General features: G+C 63.8%; 18 protein-coding genes. 9 read left to right on the top strand and 9 right to left on the bottom strand.

Annotated features, from left to right (window positions below; translation table 11 throughout):
* Positions 1 to 3: 3 nt before the first annotated feature.
* Complete coding sequence (locus AAC077_RS12460; RefSeq protein ID WP_339770054.1) at positions 4 to 450, top strand: molybdenum cofactor biosynthesis protein MoaE; 447 nt, start codon at positions 4 to 6, stop codon at positions 448 to 450.
* A 9-nt stretch (positions 451 to 459) separates the two neighbouring features.
* On the opposite strand, the gene AAC077_RS12455 is transcribed toward AAC077_RS12460, so the two are convergent.
* From AAC077_RS12455 to ubiA, 3 genes are all read right to left on the bottom strand, one after another.
* Entirely contained in the window at positions 460 to 786 is a 327-nt protein-coding gene (locus AAC077_RS12455; protein ID WP_028958653.1) for a hypothetical protein, read from the bottom strand.
* Positions 783 to 2723: an OmpA family protein gene (locus AAC077_RS12450; protein ID WP_339770052.1), complete on the bottom strand. Its 1941-nt coding sequence runs from the start codon at positions 2721 to 2723 to the stop codon at positions 783 to 785. Before AAC077_RS12450 ends, AAC077_RS12455 begins: the two co-directional genes overlap by 4 nt.
* 61 nt (positions 2724 to 2784) lie before the next feature.
* Positions 2785 to 3777: a 4-hydroxybenzoate octaprenyltransferase gene (ubiA, locus tag AAC077_RS12445; protein WP_339770050.1), complete on the bottom strand. Its 993-nt coding sequence runs from the start codon at positions 3775 to 3777 to the stop codon at positions 2785 to 2787.
* Positions 3778 to 3789: 12 nt separating this feature from the next.
* Here ubiA and AAC077_RS12440 point away from each other — a divergent pair, with 12 nt between their 5' ends.
* The 3 genes from AAC077_RS12440 (at position 3790) to AAC077_RS12430 (ending at position 6580) form a co-directional block, all read left to right on the top strand.
* Complete coding sequence (locus AAC077_RS12440; RefSeq protein ID WP_339770048.1) at positions 3790 to 4512, top strand: 16S rRNA (uracil(1498)-N(3))-methyltransferase; 723 nt, start codon at positions 3790 to 3792, stop codon at positions 4510 to 4512.
* Positions 4513 to 4591: 79 nt separating this feature from the next.
* Positions 4592 to 5125: a hypothetical protein gene (locus AAC077_RS12435; protein WP_339770046.1), complete on the top strand. Its 534-nt coding sequence runs from the start codon at positions 4592 to 4594 to the stop codon at positions 5123 to 5125.
* Between the two features lie 84 nt (positions 5126 to 5209).
* Positions 5210 to 6580: a glutamate--cysteine ligase gene (locus AAC077_RS12430; protein WP_339770045.1), complete on the top strand. Its 1371-nt coding sequence runs from the start codon at positions 5210 to 5212 to the stop codon at positions 6578 to 6580.
* A gap of 2 nt (positions 6581 to 6582) precedes the next feature.
* Here AAC077_RS12430 and AAC077_RS12425 read toward each other — a convergent pair whose 3' ends face one another.
* The 3 genes from AAC077_RS12425 to pyrC form a co-directional block, all read right to left on the bottom strand.
* A complete protein-coding gene (locus AAC077_RS12425; RefSeq protein WP_339770044.1) occupies positions 6583 to 7086 on the bottom strand; it encodes a hypothetical protein in 504 nt (167 codons plus the stop codon).
* Positions 7087 to 7386: 300 nt separating this feature from the next.
* Positions 7387 to 7995: a glycerol-3-phosphate 1-O-acyltransferase PlsY gene (gene plsY, locus AAC077_RS12420; RefSeq protein WP_339770043.1), complete on the bottom strand. Its 609-nt coding sequence runs from the start codon at positions 7993 to 7995 to the stop codon at positions 7387 to 7389.
* On the bottom strand, positions 7996 to 9291 hold the full coding sequence (gene pyrC / locus AAC077_RS12415; RefSeq protein ID WP_339770041.1) for a dihydroorotase: 1296 nt from the start codon (positions 9289 to 9291) through the stop codon (positions 7996 to 7998).
* Positions 9292 to 9542: 251 nt separating this feature from the next.
* Here pyrC and AAC077_RS12410 point away from each other — a divergent pair, with 251 nt between their 5' ends.
* Positions 9543 to 10127 carry a hypothetical protein gene (locus AAC077_RS12410; RefSeq protein ID WP_339770039.1) on the top strand — a complete coding sequence of 195 codons (585 nt, stop codon included), beginning with the start codon at positions 9543 to 9545 and terminating at the stop codon, positions 10125 to 10127.
* A gap of 102 nt (positions 10128 to 10229) precedes the next feature.
* Here AAC077_RS12410 and AAC077_RS12405 read toward each other — a convergent pair whose 3' ends face one another.
* The 3 genes from AAC077_RS12405 to AAC077_RS12395 form a co-directional block, all read right to left on the bottom strand.
* Complete coding sequence (locus tag AAC077_RS12405; protein WP_339770037.1) at positions 10230 to 10667, bottom strand: hypothetical protein; 438 nt, start codon at positions 10665 to 10667, stop codon at positions 10230 to 10232.
* Positions 10655 to 11194: a hypothetical protein gene (locus AAC077_RS12400; protein ID WP_339770035.1), complete on the bottom strand. Its 540-nt coding sequence runs from the start codon at positions 11192 to 11194 to the stop codon at positions 10655 to 10657. The genes AAC077_RS12405 and AAC077_RS12400 overlap by 13 nt, the downstream gene beginning before the upstream one ends.
* A gap of 67 nt (positions 11195 to 11261) precedes the next feature.
* Positions 11262 to 12203, bottom strand: a complete 942-nt coding sequence (locus tag AAC077_RS12395; protein WP_114291911.1) for an aspartate carbamoyltransferase catalytic subunit — start codon at positions 12201 to 12203, stop codon at positions 11262 to 11264.
* 119 nt (positions 12204 to 12322) lie between these two features.
* Between AAC077_RS12395 and AAC077_RS12390 the strand changes: the two genes are divergently transcribed.
* From AAC077_RS12390 to moaB, 4 genes are read left to right on the top strand one after another with little or no spacing between them, the layout of a single operon-like run.
* Entirely contained in the window at positions 12323 to 13096 is a 774-nt protein-coding gene (locus tag AAC077_RS12390) for a uracil-DNA glycosylase (protein ID WP_339770031.1), read from the top strand.
* Complete coding sequence (locus tag AAC077_RS12385; protein ID WP_339770029.1) at positions 13093 to 13689, top strand: metallophosphoesterase family protein; 597 nt, start codon at positions 13093 to 13095, stop codon at positions 13687 to 13689. The genes AAC077_RS12390 and AAC077_RS12385 overlap by 4 nt, the downstream gene beginning before the upstream one ends.
* 27 nt (positions 13690 to 13716) lie before the next feature.
* Positions 13717 to 14334: a LysE family translocator gene (locus AAC077_RS12380; protein ID WP_339770027.1), complete on the top strand. Its 618-nt coding sequence runs from the start codon at positions 13717 to 13719 to the stop codon at positions 14332 to 14334.
* Positions 14331 to 14873 carry a molybdenum cofactor biosynthesis protein B gene (moaB, locus tag AAC077_RS12375; protein ID WP_339770025.1) on the top strand — a complete coding sequence of 181 codons (543 nt, stop codon included), beginning with the start codon at positions 14331 to 14333 and terminating at the stop codon, positions 14871 to 14873. Before AAC077_RS12380 ends, moaB begins: the two co-directional genes overlap by 4 nt.
* Positions 14874 to 14905 lie beyond the last annotated feature (32 nt).

Below are 14905 nucleotides of genomic sequence, written 5' to 3'. Positions count from 1 at the left end.
ACAATGCGGATCACCGTGCAAGAGGCGCCTTTTGACCTGGGGGCCGAAGCGAATGCCTTTGCTGCGGGGCACAAGAATATGGGCGCGATCGTGACCTTTACCGGCGTTGTGCGCGATCTGCCCGATGACCCGTTGGTGGCGATGGAGATCGAACATTACCCCGGCATGACCGAAGCGGCGCTGACCGATATTGCCACGCGTGCGCAGGACCGGTGGCGCCTTGGCGATGTGCTGGTGATCCACCGCTTTGGCCGGATGGCACCGGGCGAGGCGATCATGATGGTGGCCACTGCCGCCCCGCACCGTCGTGATGCGTTCGAGGCGGCGGAATATCTGATGGATTTCCTGAAATCCCGCGCCCCGTTCTGGAAACGCGAGATTACCGCCAATGGCGCATCCGAGTGGGTCGAGGCAAAGGATGCCGACGAGGATGCGCTGAGCCGCTGGTAGGCGCGAAAGTCAACCGGCCTGATTCTTCTCGATATAAGCGCGCATTTCTTCCGCCTCGTGACGGGCGTCGCGCAGGCCGTCCATGGCGGCGCGCAGTTCGGCCTCGGTCTGGCTCAGCTGGTTGGTCAGCTCGGCCTCGCGCTGTTGCAGATAGGTGATCGCCTGATCGCGCGTCTCTTCGGCCTCGTGCAGTTCCTGGCTCATCCGGTCCAGTTCGGCCACATCGCCCTGTGCCACGCGGCTGAACCGGTGCACCAGCCAGTTTGCAAACCAGCCAAGGCAGAAAGCCACGAATAGGATGATGGCTGTCGCGATAACGAATTCTGTTCTGCTCATTCCGTCGCGTCCCCTGACGAGTCGTCTGACGCGTCGCTGTCTGCTGCGTCTTCGGTGGTGTCTTCGGCGCTGTTATCACCGCTTTCGGCGAGGCTTTCCAGAGTTGTTTGCGGCGCGGGCGCACTTGCTTCGGGCTTAATCAGCCAAAATTCGATGCGCCGGTTGGCTTCGCGGCCCTCTTCGGTGCCGTTGTCCTGAATCGGGCGTTCTTCGCCATAGCCCTTGGCTTCGTAGGTCGCGGTGCGCACACGGCGGGCGCGCAATTCGTTCAGAACCGATTGCGCGCGGGCCTGGGACAGCGACAGGTTCATCTCTTCGCGGCCCTGGCTGTCGGTGTGGCCCTGGATTTCCAACCGCAACTCGCCGCAGATTTTCAGCACCTCGGCAATCTCGTCCATCGTCGACAGGGTGCTGGCGTCAATCGTGGCGCTGCTGGGTTCAAAGTTGATCTTGCTGACATCGGTGATCGCCTTGATCTGCGCCAGGCATTCATCAGGCGTGGGGATCGCGGCCTGCGGGTCCAGCTTTTCCTGATAGGTCACGTTGATCTCGAAATCCTCGGCCTCGCCCAGTTTGGCCGCCAGCAACGACGCGATCTTGGTGCTGGCGTCGGCATCGCCGGTGTTGCCCGAGATGGTCAGCTTGTCAGGGGTGACGGTGACCGCGCCGTTCGACAGGTTCGACAGCGATTCCAGCCCCGCCAGCACGCGCGTGGACCAGTCGGCTGGCAACCCTTCGACGATGCGCGCCGCGGTATAGACCCGGTCCGAGCCAAAGCGCGACTTGGCGTAGCTGTCCGCAACGTTGCGCAGGTTTTCATTGCTGAGACGGCCGCGCAATTGAACCTGACCTTCGGGCGACAGGGTGGCCACGAATTCAGGCGGGCCCTGATCGGGCGCTTGGGTTTCGGGCAGCTTGGCATAAAGCGCGAAAACCTCGGGCAGCGCGTTTTCCAGCTCGCCCACCACGGTGTCGAATGTGCCCTGATCGGTGCCCTCGGCGGCCAGCAGCGTGACGTCAGCGTCCGAAAAGGTGACCGAGCCTGCGCCGATCTTGGCCAGTGCCGCGATGGATTGTTCGACCGCCTGCGCCCAGTTCGGGGTCGGCACGCCCATGCCCACAGTGCAGCGACCGGACGCGGTCATGCCCGCAGCGACAGCGGCGTTCAGAATGCGGGTGCGGGCCTTTTCAGTGTCGGCGCTGCACGCGTCAAAGCGTGCGCCGTCCTCGTCGATCAGAAACCGCAGGGTAAAGGGCGTGATCACGGGGCGCGGGGCGGCAATGTCCAGCGACAGGCGCAATCCCGGAGGTGCGGCGGCCTTGAGCGATTTTTCCAGCGCCAGCTTGTCCTTGGCGCTGTCGGTGATCGCGGTGATCGCCACGCGCCCGGCGCTGACTGACACTTTGGCGCGCGGCAGTTGTTCCATCGCCACCAGCGCAAAGGCCAGCGCGTCCTCCCAGCCTTCGGGGGCGGGATAGTCGGCGGTTTCGATCAGGTCGGCCACCGGCGTGTTCTCTCCGGCCATGGCGGAAAAGCGGTCGTTGATGGTGTCGCGGTCGGTGCTGCTGGGGATCAGGCCAATCACCGAAATGCCCGCATCGTTGCGCAGGATCTCGGCGGAAAAGCGGGGCGGGCGGATGGCGGCGACGGCCTTGGCTTCCATGCCGTCGATCACGCGGGCGGCGTCGACGATGGTGCCTGCGGTGGTCAGCGCGGCAAAGCGTTCGGCCTCGGTGGGGGCGATGCCGGTCAGCGTAACGGTCAGCCCGTCGGCCTGCACTTCGGCCCAGGTGGTCCCCGCATCGTCCAGCGCGTCCCGTACCCCGATCTCTGATGTCTCCTCGATCAGTTTGACCGAGAAATTTGCCGCCACGATGGCGACCAGTGCGGCCGCGACAAAGGTAGAGGCGATGATCAGAGCCGAGCTGAGACGCATGAGTTTTCCAAGGGCAGTGACTGTCTGGGAACTTGTTACGCGGCCCATGCCCTTGTTTCAATCACGCCAGCAGGCTGGCGGCAAAAAACACCAGCGGAATCATGCCGGTGTCGCGGTTCAGGCGGAACAGTTGCAAACATTTCCCCGCATCGTCGGCATCAAAGCCGCGCAAGAGCCACGTCATGTGCCAGCCCATCGCCCACGGTCCGAGCAACGCAATCCCCAGCGCCAGACCCGACGCATTGGGCAATGCGGCAAAGATCACCGCGATGCCCATCAGCCCCACGGTGGCCATCAGGAACCGGCGCAGCCACTGCGGCGACTTTTCGGCAAACAGGCGGGCGGTGGATTTCACCCCGATCAGCGCGTCGTCTTCGGTGTCCTGATGGGCATAGATCGTGTCATAGAACAGCGTCCAGGCAATGCCTGCCAGGTACAACACCACGGCGGGTGCCGCCAACGATCCGGTGTGCGCCACCCAGATCATCAGCGCGCCCCAGTTGAACGCAAGCCCCAGAAACACCTGCGGCCACCACGTGAACCGCTTGGCAAAGGGGTAAATCGCCACCGGCACCAGCGCCAGCACCCCCATGCGTATGGCGGCGGCGTTAAAGGTCAGCAGGATCAGGAAGGCCACCAAGGCCTGAATGCACATCCACACCAGCGCGCCGCGCACACTGACCTGACCCGACGGAATGGGCCGCGAGCGGGTCCGCTCGACCGAGCCGTCAATGTGACGGTCGGTGATGTCGTTCCACGTACACCCCGCGCCGCGCATCAGGAACGCCCCCAAGCCACAGGCCACGATCAGCCAAAGGTCGAACCAGCGCGGGCTTTGGTCATACAATATAGCCAGCGCCAGACCCCACCAGCAGGGCAGCAGCAACAGCCACGTGCCAATGGGCCGGTCGGCGCGCGACAGCCGCAGATAGGGGCGCGACCATGCGGGCGCCCAGTGGTCGACCCAGTTGCCGCTGACCGCGTCGGCGACCGATCCTCGGGCGCTTGCGTTTTCTGCGGCCTCTGCCTCTGGTGCGGGGCGATTGTCTTGCATATGTATCTGCCTATGAGTGACGCGAAAATCCGCCTTTATGTAGACGCACCCTTGGGTCAGGGGCAAACGGTTCCTCTGAACCGCGATCAGGCGCATTACCTGTTCGGGGTGATGCGGCAGGCCGTGGGCGGTGCCGTGCTGCTGTTCAACGGGCGTGATGGCGAATGGCGGGCCGAGATTTCGCAGGCGGGCAAGCGCGGTGGCGAACTGACCTGCGTGGCGCAAACCCTGCCGTTGCAGATGCCGCCCGATCTGTGGCTGATGTTCGCCCCGATCAAAAAGGCACGCACCGATTTCATCGTCGAAAAGGCCGCCGAGATGGGGGCCGCGCGCATTGTGCCGGTGATGACCGAGTTTACCAACGCAGGCCGCATCCAGCGCGACCGCCTGCAAGCCCACGCGGTCGAGGCCGCCGAGCAATGCGGCGGCACCTATGTGCCCGAAGTGACCGAGGCGCAAAAACTGGGCCGGATGCTGGACGGCTGGGACCCCGCGCGCCGCATCCTGTTTTGCGACGAGGCGCTGGCGGGGGATGCACCCGATTTGCCCACAGGGGCCGGCCCCTGGGCGATCCTGATCGGCCCCGAGGGCGGGTTCTCGGACAGTGAACGCAAACGCCTGCGCGGGCTGGACTTTGCGCATCCCGTCGCGTTGGGGCCACGGATATTGCGGGCTGATACGGCCGCGGTTGCGGCGATGACGCTGTGGCAGCGGGCGTTGGGGGATTGGAAATGACCGCGCAATCGGGGCGCTGCCCCCGGCCTGCGGCCGTCCCCGGGATATTTATGGCCAAAAGAATTTGGACAGGTGCGCCATGGCAGTAGGATTTTTCCGCCCCGAGGCTGTGGCAGCCGTGATGCGCTGGCGCGAGGTGCTGGTTGGTGTGGGTCTGGCCGTGCTGGGGCTGTGGTGGATTTTGGGGCCGGGGGATTTGTTGGCCCTGGTCGGTGCCGGTCTGGTGTTGATCGCGGGCGGGCTGATCCTGATCGGCATTCAGCGCGGACGGTTTCGCGGCCCCGGCGGCGGCGCGGGCGCTGTGCAGGTGGACGAGGGCCAGATCACCTATTTTGGCCCCCTGACCGGCGGTGCCGTGGCCCTGCGCGAGATGGAGCGGCTGACGCTGGACCGCGCGATGTACCCGCCGCACTGGCGGCTGGACCAGCGCGGGTCGCCTGCGTTGTTGATACCGGTCAACGCGGCGGGGGCGGACGCGCTGTTTGATGCTTTTGCGACCTTGCCGGGGCTGCGCACCGAACGGATGTTGAGTGAATTGAGCGAAGACGGACGGGCGGCCGTGGTGATCTGGGAACGCACACCGCTGCGCCCGCAAGCCGTGCGATTGCATTAGGACGCGTGTTCACGGCGTTGCGCCTTGACACTTCTGCCCGTGCCCTACACCAAGTCTAACAAAGTACACGAAAGGCCTTTGCGCATGTCTATCCCACAGTCCGGCGGCGGGCCGATCGAACATCACGACCAACTGGCACAGTATCTGGCTGACGGCTGCAAGCCCAAGGAAGACTGGCGCATCGGCACCGAGCACGAAAAGTTCGGCTATATCAAGGACACGCTGGAACCGCTGCCGTTCGAGGGCAAACAGTCGATCGTGGCTGTACTAGAGGGACTGCGCGACCGCTATGGTTGGTCCGAAGTGCGCGAAGGCGGGCATCTGACCGGCCTGGAACTGGACGGCGCAAATGTCTCGCTGGAGCCGGGCGGCGCGCTGGAACTGTCGGGTGCCCCGCTGGAAACGATCCACGGCACCTGTGACGAGGTCAACGACCACCTGCGCCAGGTCAAGGACATCTCGGACGAGATCGGTGTCGGCTTCATCGGGCTGGGCGCGGCACCGACGTGGATGCATGACGAGATGCCGCTGATGCCCAAGGGGCGTTACAAGCTGATGGATGCCTATATGGGCAAGGTCGGCACCATGGGGCGCACGATGATGCGTCGCACCTGCACTGTTCAGGTGAACCTTGATTTCGGGTCCGAGGCGGACATGGTGCAAAAGCTGCGCGTGGCGCTGGCCTTGCAGCCCGTGGCGGTGGCCCTGTTCGCCAATTCGCCGTTTTTCGAGGGCAAGCCCAACGGTCACAAATCATGGCGCAGCCGCGTCTGGCGTGATCTGGACCCGGCGCGCACGGGCATGTTGCCGTTCGTGTTCGAGGACGGCTTCGGGTTCGAGGCATGGGTGCAATATGCGCTGGATGTGCCGATGTATTTTGTCTACCGCGACGGCAAATACATCGACGCGCTGGGCATGTCGTTCCGCGATTTCCTGAAAGGGCAACTGCCCGCGCTGCCCGGCGAAATGCCGACCCTGTCCGATTGGGCCGACCACCTGACCACGGCTTTCCCCGAAGCGCGGATCAAGAAATTCATCGAGATGCGCGGGGCCGATGGCGGCCCGTGGCGGCGTCTGTGCGCGCTGCCTGCCTTCTGGACCGGTCTGATGTACGATCAGGGCGCGCTGGATGCGGCTTGGGATCTGGTCAAGGACTGGGACGCCGAAACGCGCGAAGGGCTGCGGGTTGCGGCCTCGGTTGACGGGTTGCAGGCGCGCGTCGGTGACGTGTCGATGATGGACATCGCACGCGCGTCGCTGGAGATTTCCAAGGCTGGCCTGCAAGCGCGCGCGCGTCCCGGAGCAGGCGGTTTGATCTCTGACGAAACCCATTTCCTGAATGCGCTGCACGAAAGCGTCGAAACCGGCCAGACACCTGCGGACGAACTGCTGGCGCACTATAACGGTGACTGGAACGGCGATCTGAACCGGATCTTTGCCGAATATTCGTACTAGGATCAGGACTTTGACAGGCTGATTTCCACCACGTCCACCGTGTCTGCGGGCTGGGCGACGCGGATGTTGTATGCATCCATATGCATGATCTGCGCGCCTGTAGGATAGGTCAGGCTGGGCCGTTCGCGGCCCAGCGCCACGTCCAGGCCGGTGGCCAGACGTGCGGCGGACTGGCCGACTTTCAGCTTGGCATTGGGGATGTTGCCCGCGCGGATGGCGCAACTGTCATGGCTGGCACCGCCCTGAACAACCCGCGCAACAAGCAGCCCGTTGGCGCTGTGCAGGGTCGTGCTGCCGTCTGCGTTGGTTTCATGGCTTGCGAACGCACCGCTGTGCATCAGCCCGTCCAGCGCGCGGGCCGGATCATCGGCATGGGGCACGCAGTGGGTCAGAAACAACTGTTCGGCCTGCCCGACCAGCGGCGGCGGCGGGGCCAGCCCGCCTTGGGCGCCTGCATCGGCGGGGATCATCACGGCGGTGGCAAGAGCCAGACAGATCAGTCGCATGTTGGGTCTCCTAACGGGGGCAGGGTGACGGTTGGCTGGCCTGTCGTCAACAGGCCAGCCGATCCTATTGGTGACCGACCCTTCGGGGAGGATTTTCTGAACCAGAGAAGGGCTGCGCCGTTTACTTCGAATTAACCAGTGCGGTGCACGATCAAAGGGCTGCAGGCGCAGGGATGCGACCGGCTGTAACCGGAGAAGGCCCCCGACCCGCGTCGCGTTGGGGGCCGGACCGTCCTGTTTCTCTGGTTTGAAAAATCCTCCCCGAAGGGCCGGTTTGCCGGTTGGCGCGGCCGGGTCGGGTCAGGATTTCTGGCCGATCTTGGGTTCGGTGCCCTGACGGATGCGGGTGATGTTCGCACGGTGGCGCCAGAACACCAGCAGGGTCAGCGCAATGCCCAGCAGCAGCATGGACCCATTGCCCGACAGGACCAGCAGAAAGGTGGATACCGCCGCCGCCATCAGACCGCCCATGGAAGAGATGCGCGTGAGGAATGCGGCCAGCGCCCAGGCGATGCTACAGCCCAGGCCCACAGGCCAGGCCAGCGCCCACATCAGCCCCAGGAATGTGGCCACGCCCTTGCCGCCCTTGAAGCCCAGCCAGACAGGATAGCAATGGCCCAGCATCGCCATCAGCGCGGCCAGTTGTGCCGCGTCTTCGCCTGCGTAGATGCGGGCCAGCAGCACGGCGACCACGCCTTTGCCCGCGTCCAGCAGCAGGGTCAGGGCGGCGGCGGTCTTGTTACCGGTGCGCAGCACGTTGGTGGCGCCGATGTTGCCCGAGCCGATTTCGCGCAGGTTGCCCAGGCCCAGCAGTTGCGTCAGCAGCAGGCCAAAGGGGATGGACCCCAGTCCATAGCCGATAAGGGCCCACAGAATCAGCGTAAAGGTCGCGCTTTCAATCAGCGGCATTCAGGCCCCCCTTTCAAACACACATGCACCGTCCACATATGTTGCCAGCACCTTACCCTGCATCCGCTGGCCGTCAAACGGCGTGTTGCGGGATTTTGACCGCAGCGACGTACGGTCCATCACAAAGGGGGCGTCGGCGTCGAACAGCACCAGATCGGCAGGCGCCCCGGCGGTCAGCCGGCCCGAGGGCAGGCCCAGCCGGTTGGCGGGGTTCAGTGACATTGCCCGCCAAAGTTGCGGCAGTTCGATCAGCCCTGCGTGCACCAGTCGCAGTGCGGCAGGCAGGAAGGTTTCCAGCGCCACGGCGCCGCTGGCGGCTTCCTCGAAGGGCAGGCGTTTGCTTTCTTCGTCCTGCGGGGTGTGCATGGACGAGATGATGTCGATCAGCCCCGAGGCGACGGCTTCGGCCACTGCCACACGGTCGTCTTCGTCGCGCAGGGGCGGTTTCAGTTTGAAGAAGGTGCGATAGTCGGCCACGTCCAGTGCGTTCAGCGTCAGGTGGTGCACGGATGTGCCTGCGGTGATGTCCAGCCCGTTGGCCTTGGCCCGGGCCAGCGCGGGCAGGGCGCGGGCGGTGGTGATCTGGTCGACGTGATAGCGCGCGCCGGTCATCTCGATTAGCGCAATGTCGCGGTCCAGCGCCATGCGCTCGGCCATCGGCGTTACCCCCGGCAGGCCGCGCAACGAGGCGAACTTGCCCGAGGTCACGCAGGCACCCTTGCTCAGGCCCGGGTCCTGCACGTGGGCAATGACAAGCGCACCCAGCGACCGCGCATAGGTCAGCGCGCGCGAGAACACCTTGGTGTCGGTCACCACGTGGTCGCAATCGGTAAAGGCCACGGCGCCTGCATCCAGCAGAAACCCGATCTCGGTCATTTCACGCCCCGCGCGGCCCTTGGTCAGGGCGGCCATCGGCAGGACATGCACAGGGGCGGCTTCGCGGGCGCGGCGGATGACGAATTCCAGCGTTTCGGGATTGTCGATGGCCGGATCGGTGTCGGGGCGGGTGACGATGGTGGTCACACCGCCAGCGGCGGCGGCGGCACCGGCGGAGCGGAAGCTTTCCTTGTGACGCTCGCCGGGTTCGCAGACCTTGACGCCGATGTCGATGATGCCGGGGGCCAGGTACTTTCCGGCGCAGTCCACAATGTTTCGCGCGCGAAACATTTCTGTATTTTCAATGGGTTGCGTTAAGGCTTCTTTAACCTTTCCATCCTCGATCAAAAGGCCGCCGTCGTGGATGGTGCCGGCTTCGGGGTCGATCAGGCGGGCGTTGGTAAAGAGGGTCAGGGTCAAGGGGGCATCCTCATTCCGGTGTTTACACAGGCTTTAGCGGGGATTGGGCGGTTGTGAAAGGGGAGAGGGCCGGCGCGTGAGTGTTGAACGTCAGGCGCGTTTGTCCTTCACGGCATCAACTGACCCAAAACAGCGAACCGGATCTTCGCGCAGAGTGCAGCGAATGGCAGGAAAGAGGCCAAATTGACTACCACCTGAACCCGACCTAACCTATCGCTACCCAAAAACCAGAAATGATCGAGCGGCTAGAAATGAAATCGCTTAATATTCCAGACGCTGTCAAGTATCTGGGCGAGGATAAGTACGCGGTATCCCTAGAGCAGGAATGGTACAGGCGGTACTTATACATGGTAGGCGACGGGCCGACTAAGTTAGACCGGATTGGGCGTTTTCTTGATCCAGACCCAATACAGTTTTCGGGGTTATTTCTTGCAATAGCAGACTGGCTACCAAAAAGCTCACATAGACTGCTTTGCATCGACCACTTTGCCTATGGTTTCCCATCCCAAACGCGCCATTTCCTCAATGTTTTAGGCCCCGATCTGCCAGACGATTATCTTGTTCAGAATCCAGGTGTTCTCCTAGGACCGCTGTCGGATGATTTGCAGGATCAGCTCTCTGGTACGCCTCTAGAACATCTTGAAGGCGAGCGTTTGATTACCCTCTGTCTGTTGCTCAGTGTCGGGAACTGGGATGCAAAATTGCTTGTGAAAGGATTTTCCGACTATGTTGAATTCTGGGAAGGAAACGTTTTCTTTCACTCAGAGCGTGCTGAAGCCCTAGATCGGGCAAAGGAGATCTTTGATTATTATAGCCTAAAGACACCGATACAATGATAGAGCCGTCTGTCGGCAGCGGCAGCTATGTCTCGCTCACCCGACCTTGACCCATATCACATCTAAGGTCCGGTTCGGGTCAAGTATACCTGACATTCGACATCAGGCCTGCCTTGCCGCTGCCACGGCTTCGCGGATGCGGCGGACCAGAGGTGCCGCCGCTTTGAACCCCACCGAGGTTCCGTCGCGGTGATCGTCCTGACACCGCACGGCGACGAAGCTGCCGATGTGGTTGACCTCGACGATATCGCCCAGGGCAACCGTGCGGGCTTGGTCTGCTGTGGTGCGGCGGTCCTGAATGATCAGGAATTCGTCGGTCACGCGCAGCACCGCGACCACGGTATCCCCGTTTTCCCAATAGGGTCGCGTGGCCTGTGCCACCCATGCCACCGCCAGCACCGCCCATACCCAGACCGGCAGGGACAGCGCCCAGATGATCGCGACCATTGCGACAGCCATCCAGAACAGCACCAGCGCCCGTGCCGCTGTCAGCGCCAGATCGCGGCGATGGACGGTATGGGTAAAGGTCAGGCGATCCATATCACAAGGCCGGTGATCAGGAAGATCACCAACAGGGCCACGGTTGCCACGCGGCCCGACATGGCTGCGTCGGACACCGGTTTGCTGGCCTTGGGCGGGCCGCTGAACGGATCGGCCGAGGCGCTGGTGACGGTTTCGGTGGTGGTCCATTCCACGGGCGGCGCGCCGAAGGTGCCGATCAGCGTCAGGTTGGGCGTGTCGGGCAGGGTCACGTTCAGATCGCGGAAGGCCAGCGACAGCACGACCAGAACATAACCTTCGAGCGCGCGCAGGCGGCCCGCTTGCGGATCAAGCTGGGCGCGGGGGATGTCGTAGCCGGTGTGCAGGTAGTCATCCAGCCCCAGGTCACCCAGATCCGCCACACGGAACAGTTCGATATAGTCGGGGTTCAGGTCGTTCGCGCCCAGCAGTTTCTGAATGCCGTGGGTGCCTTCGTCCAGGATGGCGCGGACTTCGGTTTCGGTCTTGTTGATGGCGAACAGGCGCAGGCGGCCACGTTCCATCGGGGGTATCTCGGCAAGGCTCATCTGATTGCCCTTTGCGGGTTATACTGGGTGCAGTTCAACATATGTCGCGCGGTCGGCGGGACCAGTGTCAGGCGGCAGCGCGTTCGGCGCGCAGGTTTTGCGCCAGCAGGTCCATCGCGGCCATGCGCACGGCCACGCCCATTTCCACCTGTTCCTGAATGACGCTGCGGTTGATGTCGTCGGCCAATGTGCCGTCGATTTCCACGCCGCGGTTCATCGGGCCGGGGTGCATCACGATGGCGTCCGGCTTGGCATGTGCAAGCTTTTCGGAATCCAATCCAAAACGGTGGTAATATTCGCGTTCGCTGGGGATAAAGCCGCCATCCATGCGTTCTTTTTGCAAGCGCAACATCATCACCACGTCCACGTCTTTCAGCCCTTTGGCCATGTCGTCAAAGACTTCGACGCCAAACTCTTCGATCCCCGAGGGCATCAGCGTTGGCGGGGCAATCAGGCGGATGCGGTTTTCCATCTTGCCCAGCAGCATGATGTTGCTGCGCGCCACGCGGCTGTGGGCGATGTCGCCGCAGATGGCGATGGACAGGCGGTGCAGGCGGCCCTTGGCGCGGCGGATGGTCAGCGCGTCCAGCAGCGCCTGCGTGGGGTGTTCGTGGCGGCCGTCTCCGGCGTTCAGCACGGCGCAGTTGACTTTCTGGGCCAACAGGTCGACCGCGCCCGATTGCGGGTGGCGCACCACCAGCAGGTCGGGATGCATGGCGTTCAGGGTCATGGCGGTGTCGATCAGGGTTTCGCCCTTTTTGATCGACGACGCCTGCATTGCCATGTTCATCACATCTGCGCCCAGCCGTTTGCCGGCAATCTCGAACGACGCCTGCGTGCGGGTCGAGTTTTCGAAGAACATGTTGATCTGGGTCAGGCCCGCCAGCGTGTCGGAATGTTTGGCGTTGCGGTTCAGGGCGACGTAATCGTCGGCCAGATCCAGCAATGTCGTGATGTCTGTGGGGGCGAGCGGTTCGATACCCAGCAGATGGCGGTGTTTGAAGGTCATGCGCGCGTCTCCCAAAGTTGCGGGCTTTATAGGGGGGCCGTCGGGGGGCGGCAAGCACAGGTGGCGGTGTGCGTGCAACAGGCGTTTTGTCTGGGCGCGGGGCGGCGTAGAGTGGGGGCATGGAATCACTCAGCTATCATGACGCCGCCGCGATGTTGGCCTGGCAGGTCGAACTGGGGGTGGACGAATGCATCATGGATGCGCCCGTCAACCGCTATGAAACCCCTGCCGCAGCCCCCAAGCCTAAGGCGGCGGCGAAAGAGCCGCAGCGCGGGCCGGTTCGGTTCGTTGAAACGCAGGTGGACGTGCCTGCGCTGGCGCGGGTGACTGCGGGGCAGGCGGGCGATATTGATGCCTTGCGGGCGGCGCTGGACGGCTTTGGTCACTGCGAGTTGCAAAAGGGCGCGCGCAATCTGGTGTTAGCCGATGGCGATCCGGCAGCGCGGGTGATGATCGTGGGCGATGTGCCGACCCGTGAAGAAGACCGCGCAGGCAAGCCCTTTGTCGGGGCCGAGGGCGCGATGCTGGATGCGATGTTTGCGGCCATCGGCATGGGGCGGGGCACCGATGTGCCGGTCTATGCCACGCTGGCGCTGCCGTGGCGCACGCCACAGGATCGCGCGCCGCGTGGCGACGAGATTGCCATGCTGGCCCCGTTTCTGGAACGTCACATCGTGCTGGCCGACCCGGATGTGGTTGTGATCATGGGCAATGTGGCGGCACAGGCGCTGATCGGCAAGCCCGGCATCACGCGGATGCGCGGCACGTGGAAAGAGGTGTGCGGCAAGCCTGCAATGCCGATGTTTGCGCCTGCGCATCTGTTGCGCAATCCGCTGGCCAAGCGCGAGGCCTGGGCGGATCTTTTGGCGATACAGGCGCGGTTGAACGCATGAAAATACTGGCCTTTTCCGACCTGCACCACGCCCGCGCGCGGGCCGCCGATCTGGTGGCGGCCAGTGGCGATGCCGATCTGGTGATCGGGGCGGGTGATTATTGCAACATGCGTCATGATCTGGAAGGCGCGATGGCCTTGCTGGACGGGATCCGCGCGCCGCTGGTGCTGGTGCCGGGAAATGCCGAAAGCGTGGACGAATTGCGCGCCGCCGCCCCGCACGCCACGGTGCTGCATGGCGATGCGCATGACGTCGGCGGGCTTCGGCTGTTCGGCATGGGCTATGGCGTGCCGCCGACGCCCTTTGGGGACTGGTCCTGCGATCTGGACGAGGACGCCGCCGCCGCGATGCTGGCGGGCTGTGATCGCGCGGACCTGCTGATCTGCCATTCCCCGCCCAAGGGCATGGTGGACGTGACCAGCGGCGGAGAGTCCGTGGGATCGACCGCGATCCGCGCGGCGGTCGAGCGTATCCAGCCCAAGCTGATGTTTTGCGGGCACATTCACGATTGCTGGGGGCAGGAGGGGCAGATTGGCGGCACGCGTGTGGTCAACCTTGGGCCGACTGTGAACTGGTTTGACCTTGGGGCCTGACCCCGTGACATCGGATTGGAACCGACAATGACCGAATGGATCACCTTGCTGGCGTTTCTGCCTGCCGCGCTGGCGCTGAACCTGACGCCGGGGGCGGATATGATGTTTTGTCTGGGCCAGGGGCTGCGGTCCGGGCCACGGGCGGCGGTGGCGGCAAGTGCCGGCATTTCGCTGGGCGCGTTCATACACACCGGTCTTGCGGGGCTGGGTCTGGGCGCTGTGGTGGCCACGGTGCCGGGCGCGTTCGAGGTGATCCGCTGGGCCGGCGTGGCCTATCTGTTGTATCTGGCGCTGCAACTGCTGCGCGGTGGCGATGCCAAGCGCAGCAAGGCGGGTGGATTGCGTGCCATTCAGGCGTTCCGCACCGGATTGATCGTAAACCTGACCAACCCCAAGGTGATCCTGTTCGTGCTGGCCTTCCTGCCGCAGTTCATCCGCCCTGACGGGCTGCCCGTGCTGGTGCAGTTCCTGATACTGGGGCTGGTGATGGCGCTGGGCGGCTTCGTGATCAACGGGGCCGTGGGCATCTTTGCCTCGGGGCTGGGGACGCGGCTGGCGCGGGGCAGCCGGGTGCTGGATTATATCACCAGCGGTATTTTCGCGGCCCTCGCGGTGCGGCTGGCCCTGTTGGAGCGCAGCGCATGAGCCGGATTGACGAGAGCAAAGCGTTTATTCCCGTGCGCATCGCTGTGCTGACCGTCAGCGACACGCGCGCGCTGGCTGATGACCGCTCGGGCGATGTGCTGGTGGACCGGATTGCGGCGGCGGGGCATGTGCTGGCCGATCGCAGGATCATTGCGGACGAACGCGCCGAGATCGCGGACCAGTTGCGCGCATGGTGCGCCGATCCGCAGATTGACGTGGTGATCAGCACCGGCGGCACCGGCCTGACGGGCCGCGATGTGACGGTCGAGGCGCACCGCGATGTCTATGAAAAGGAAATCGACGCCTTTGGCACGGTCTTTACCATCGTCAGCATGAACAAGATCGGCACCAGCGCCGTGCAAAGCCGCGCCACCGGCGGCGTGGCGGGCGGCACCTATCTGTTTGCGCTGCCGGGCAGCCCCGGTGCGTGCAAGGATGCGTGGGATGAAATTCTGGTCAAGCAACTGGATTTCCGCCACCGCCCCTGCAACTTTGTCGAAATAATGCCGCGTCTGGACGAACATCTGCGACGGAAGTGATCCGCGCCTGCGTAACAGTGTCGTGGGGACCG

The sequence above is a fragment of the uncultured Pseudosulfitobacter sp. genome (genome assembly GCF_963976325.1).
In the GTDB taxonomy this organism is placed as follows: Bacteria; Pseudomonadota; Alphaproteobacteria; order Rhodobacterales; family Rhodobacteraceae; genus Pseudosulfitobacter.
This window is presented reverse-complemented; position numbering and strand designations above follow the sequence as displayed.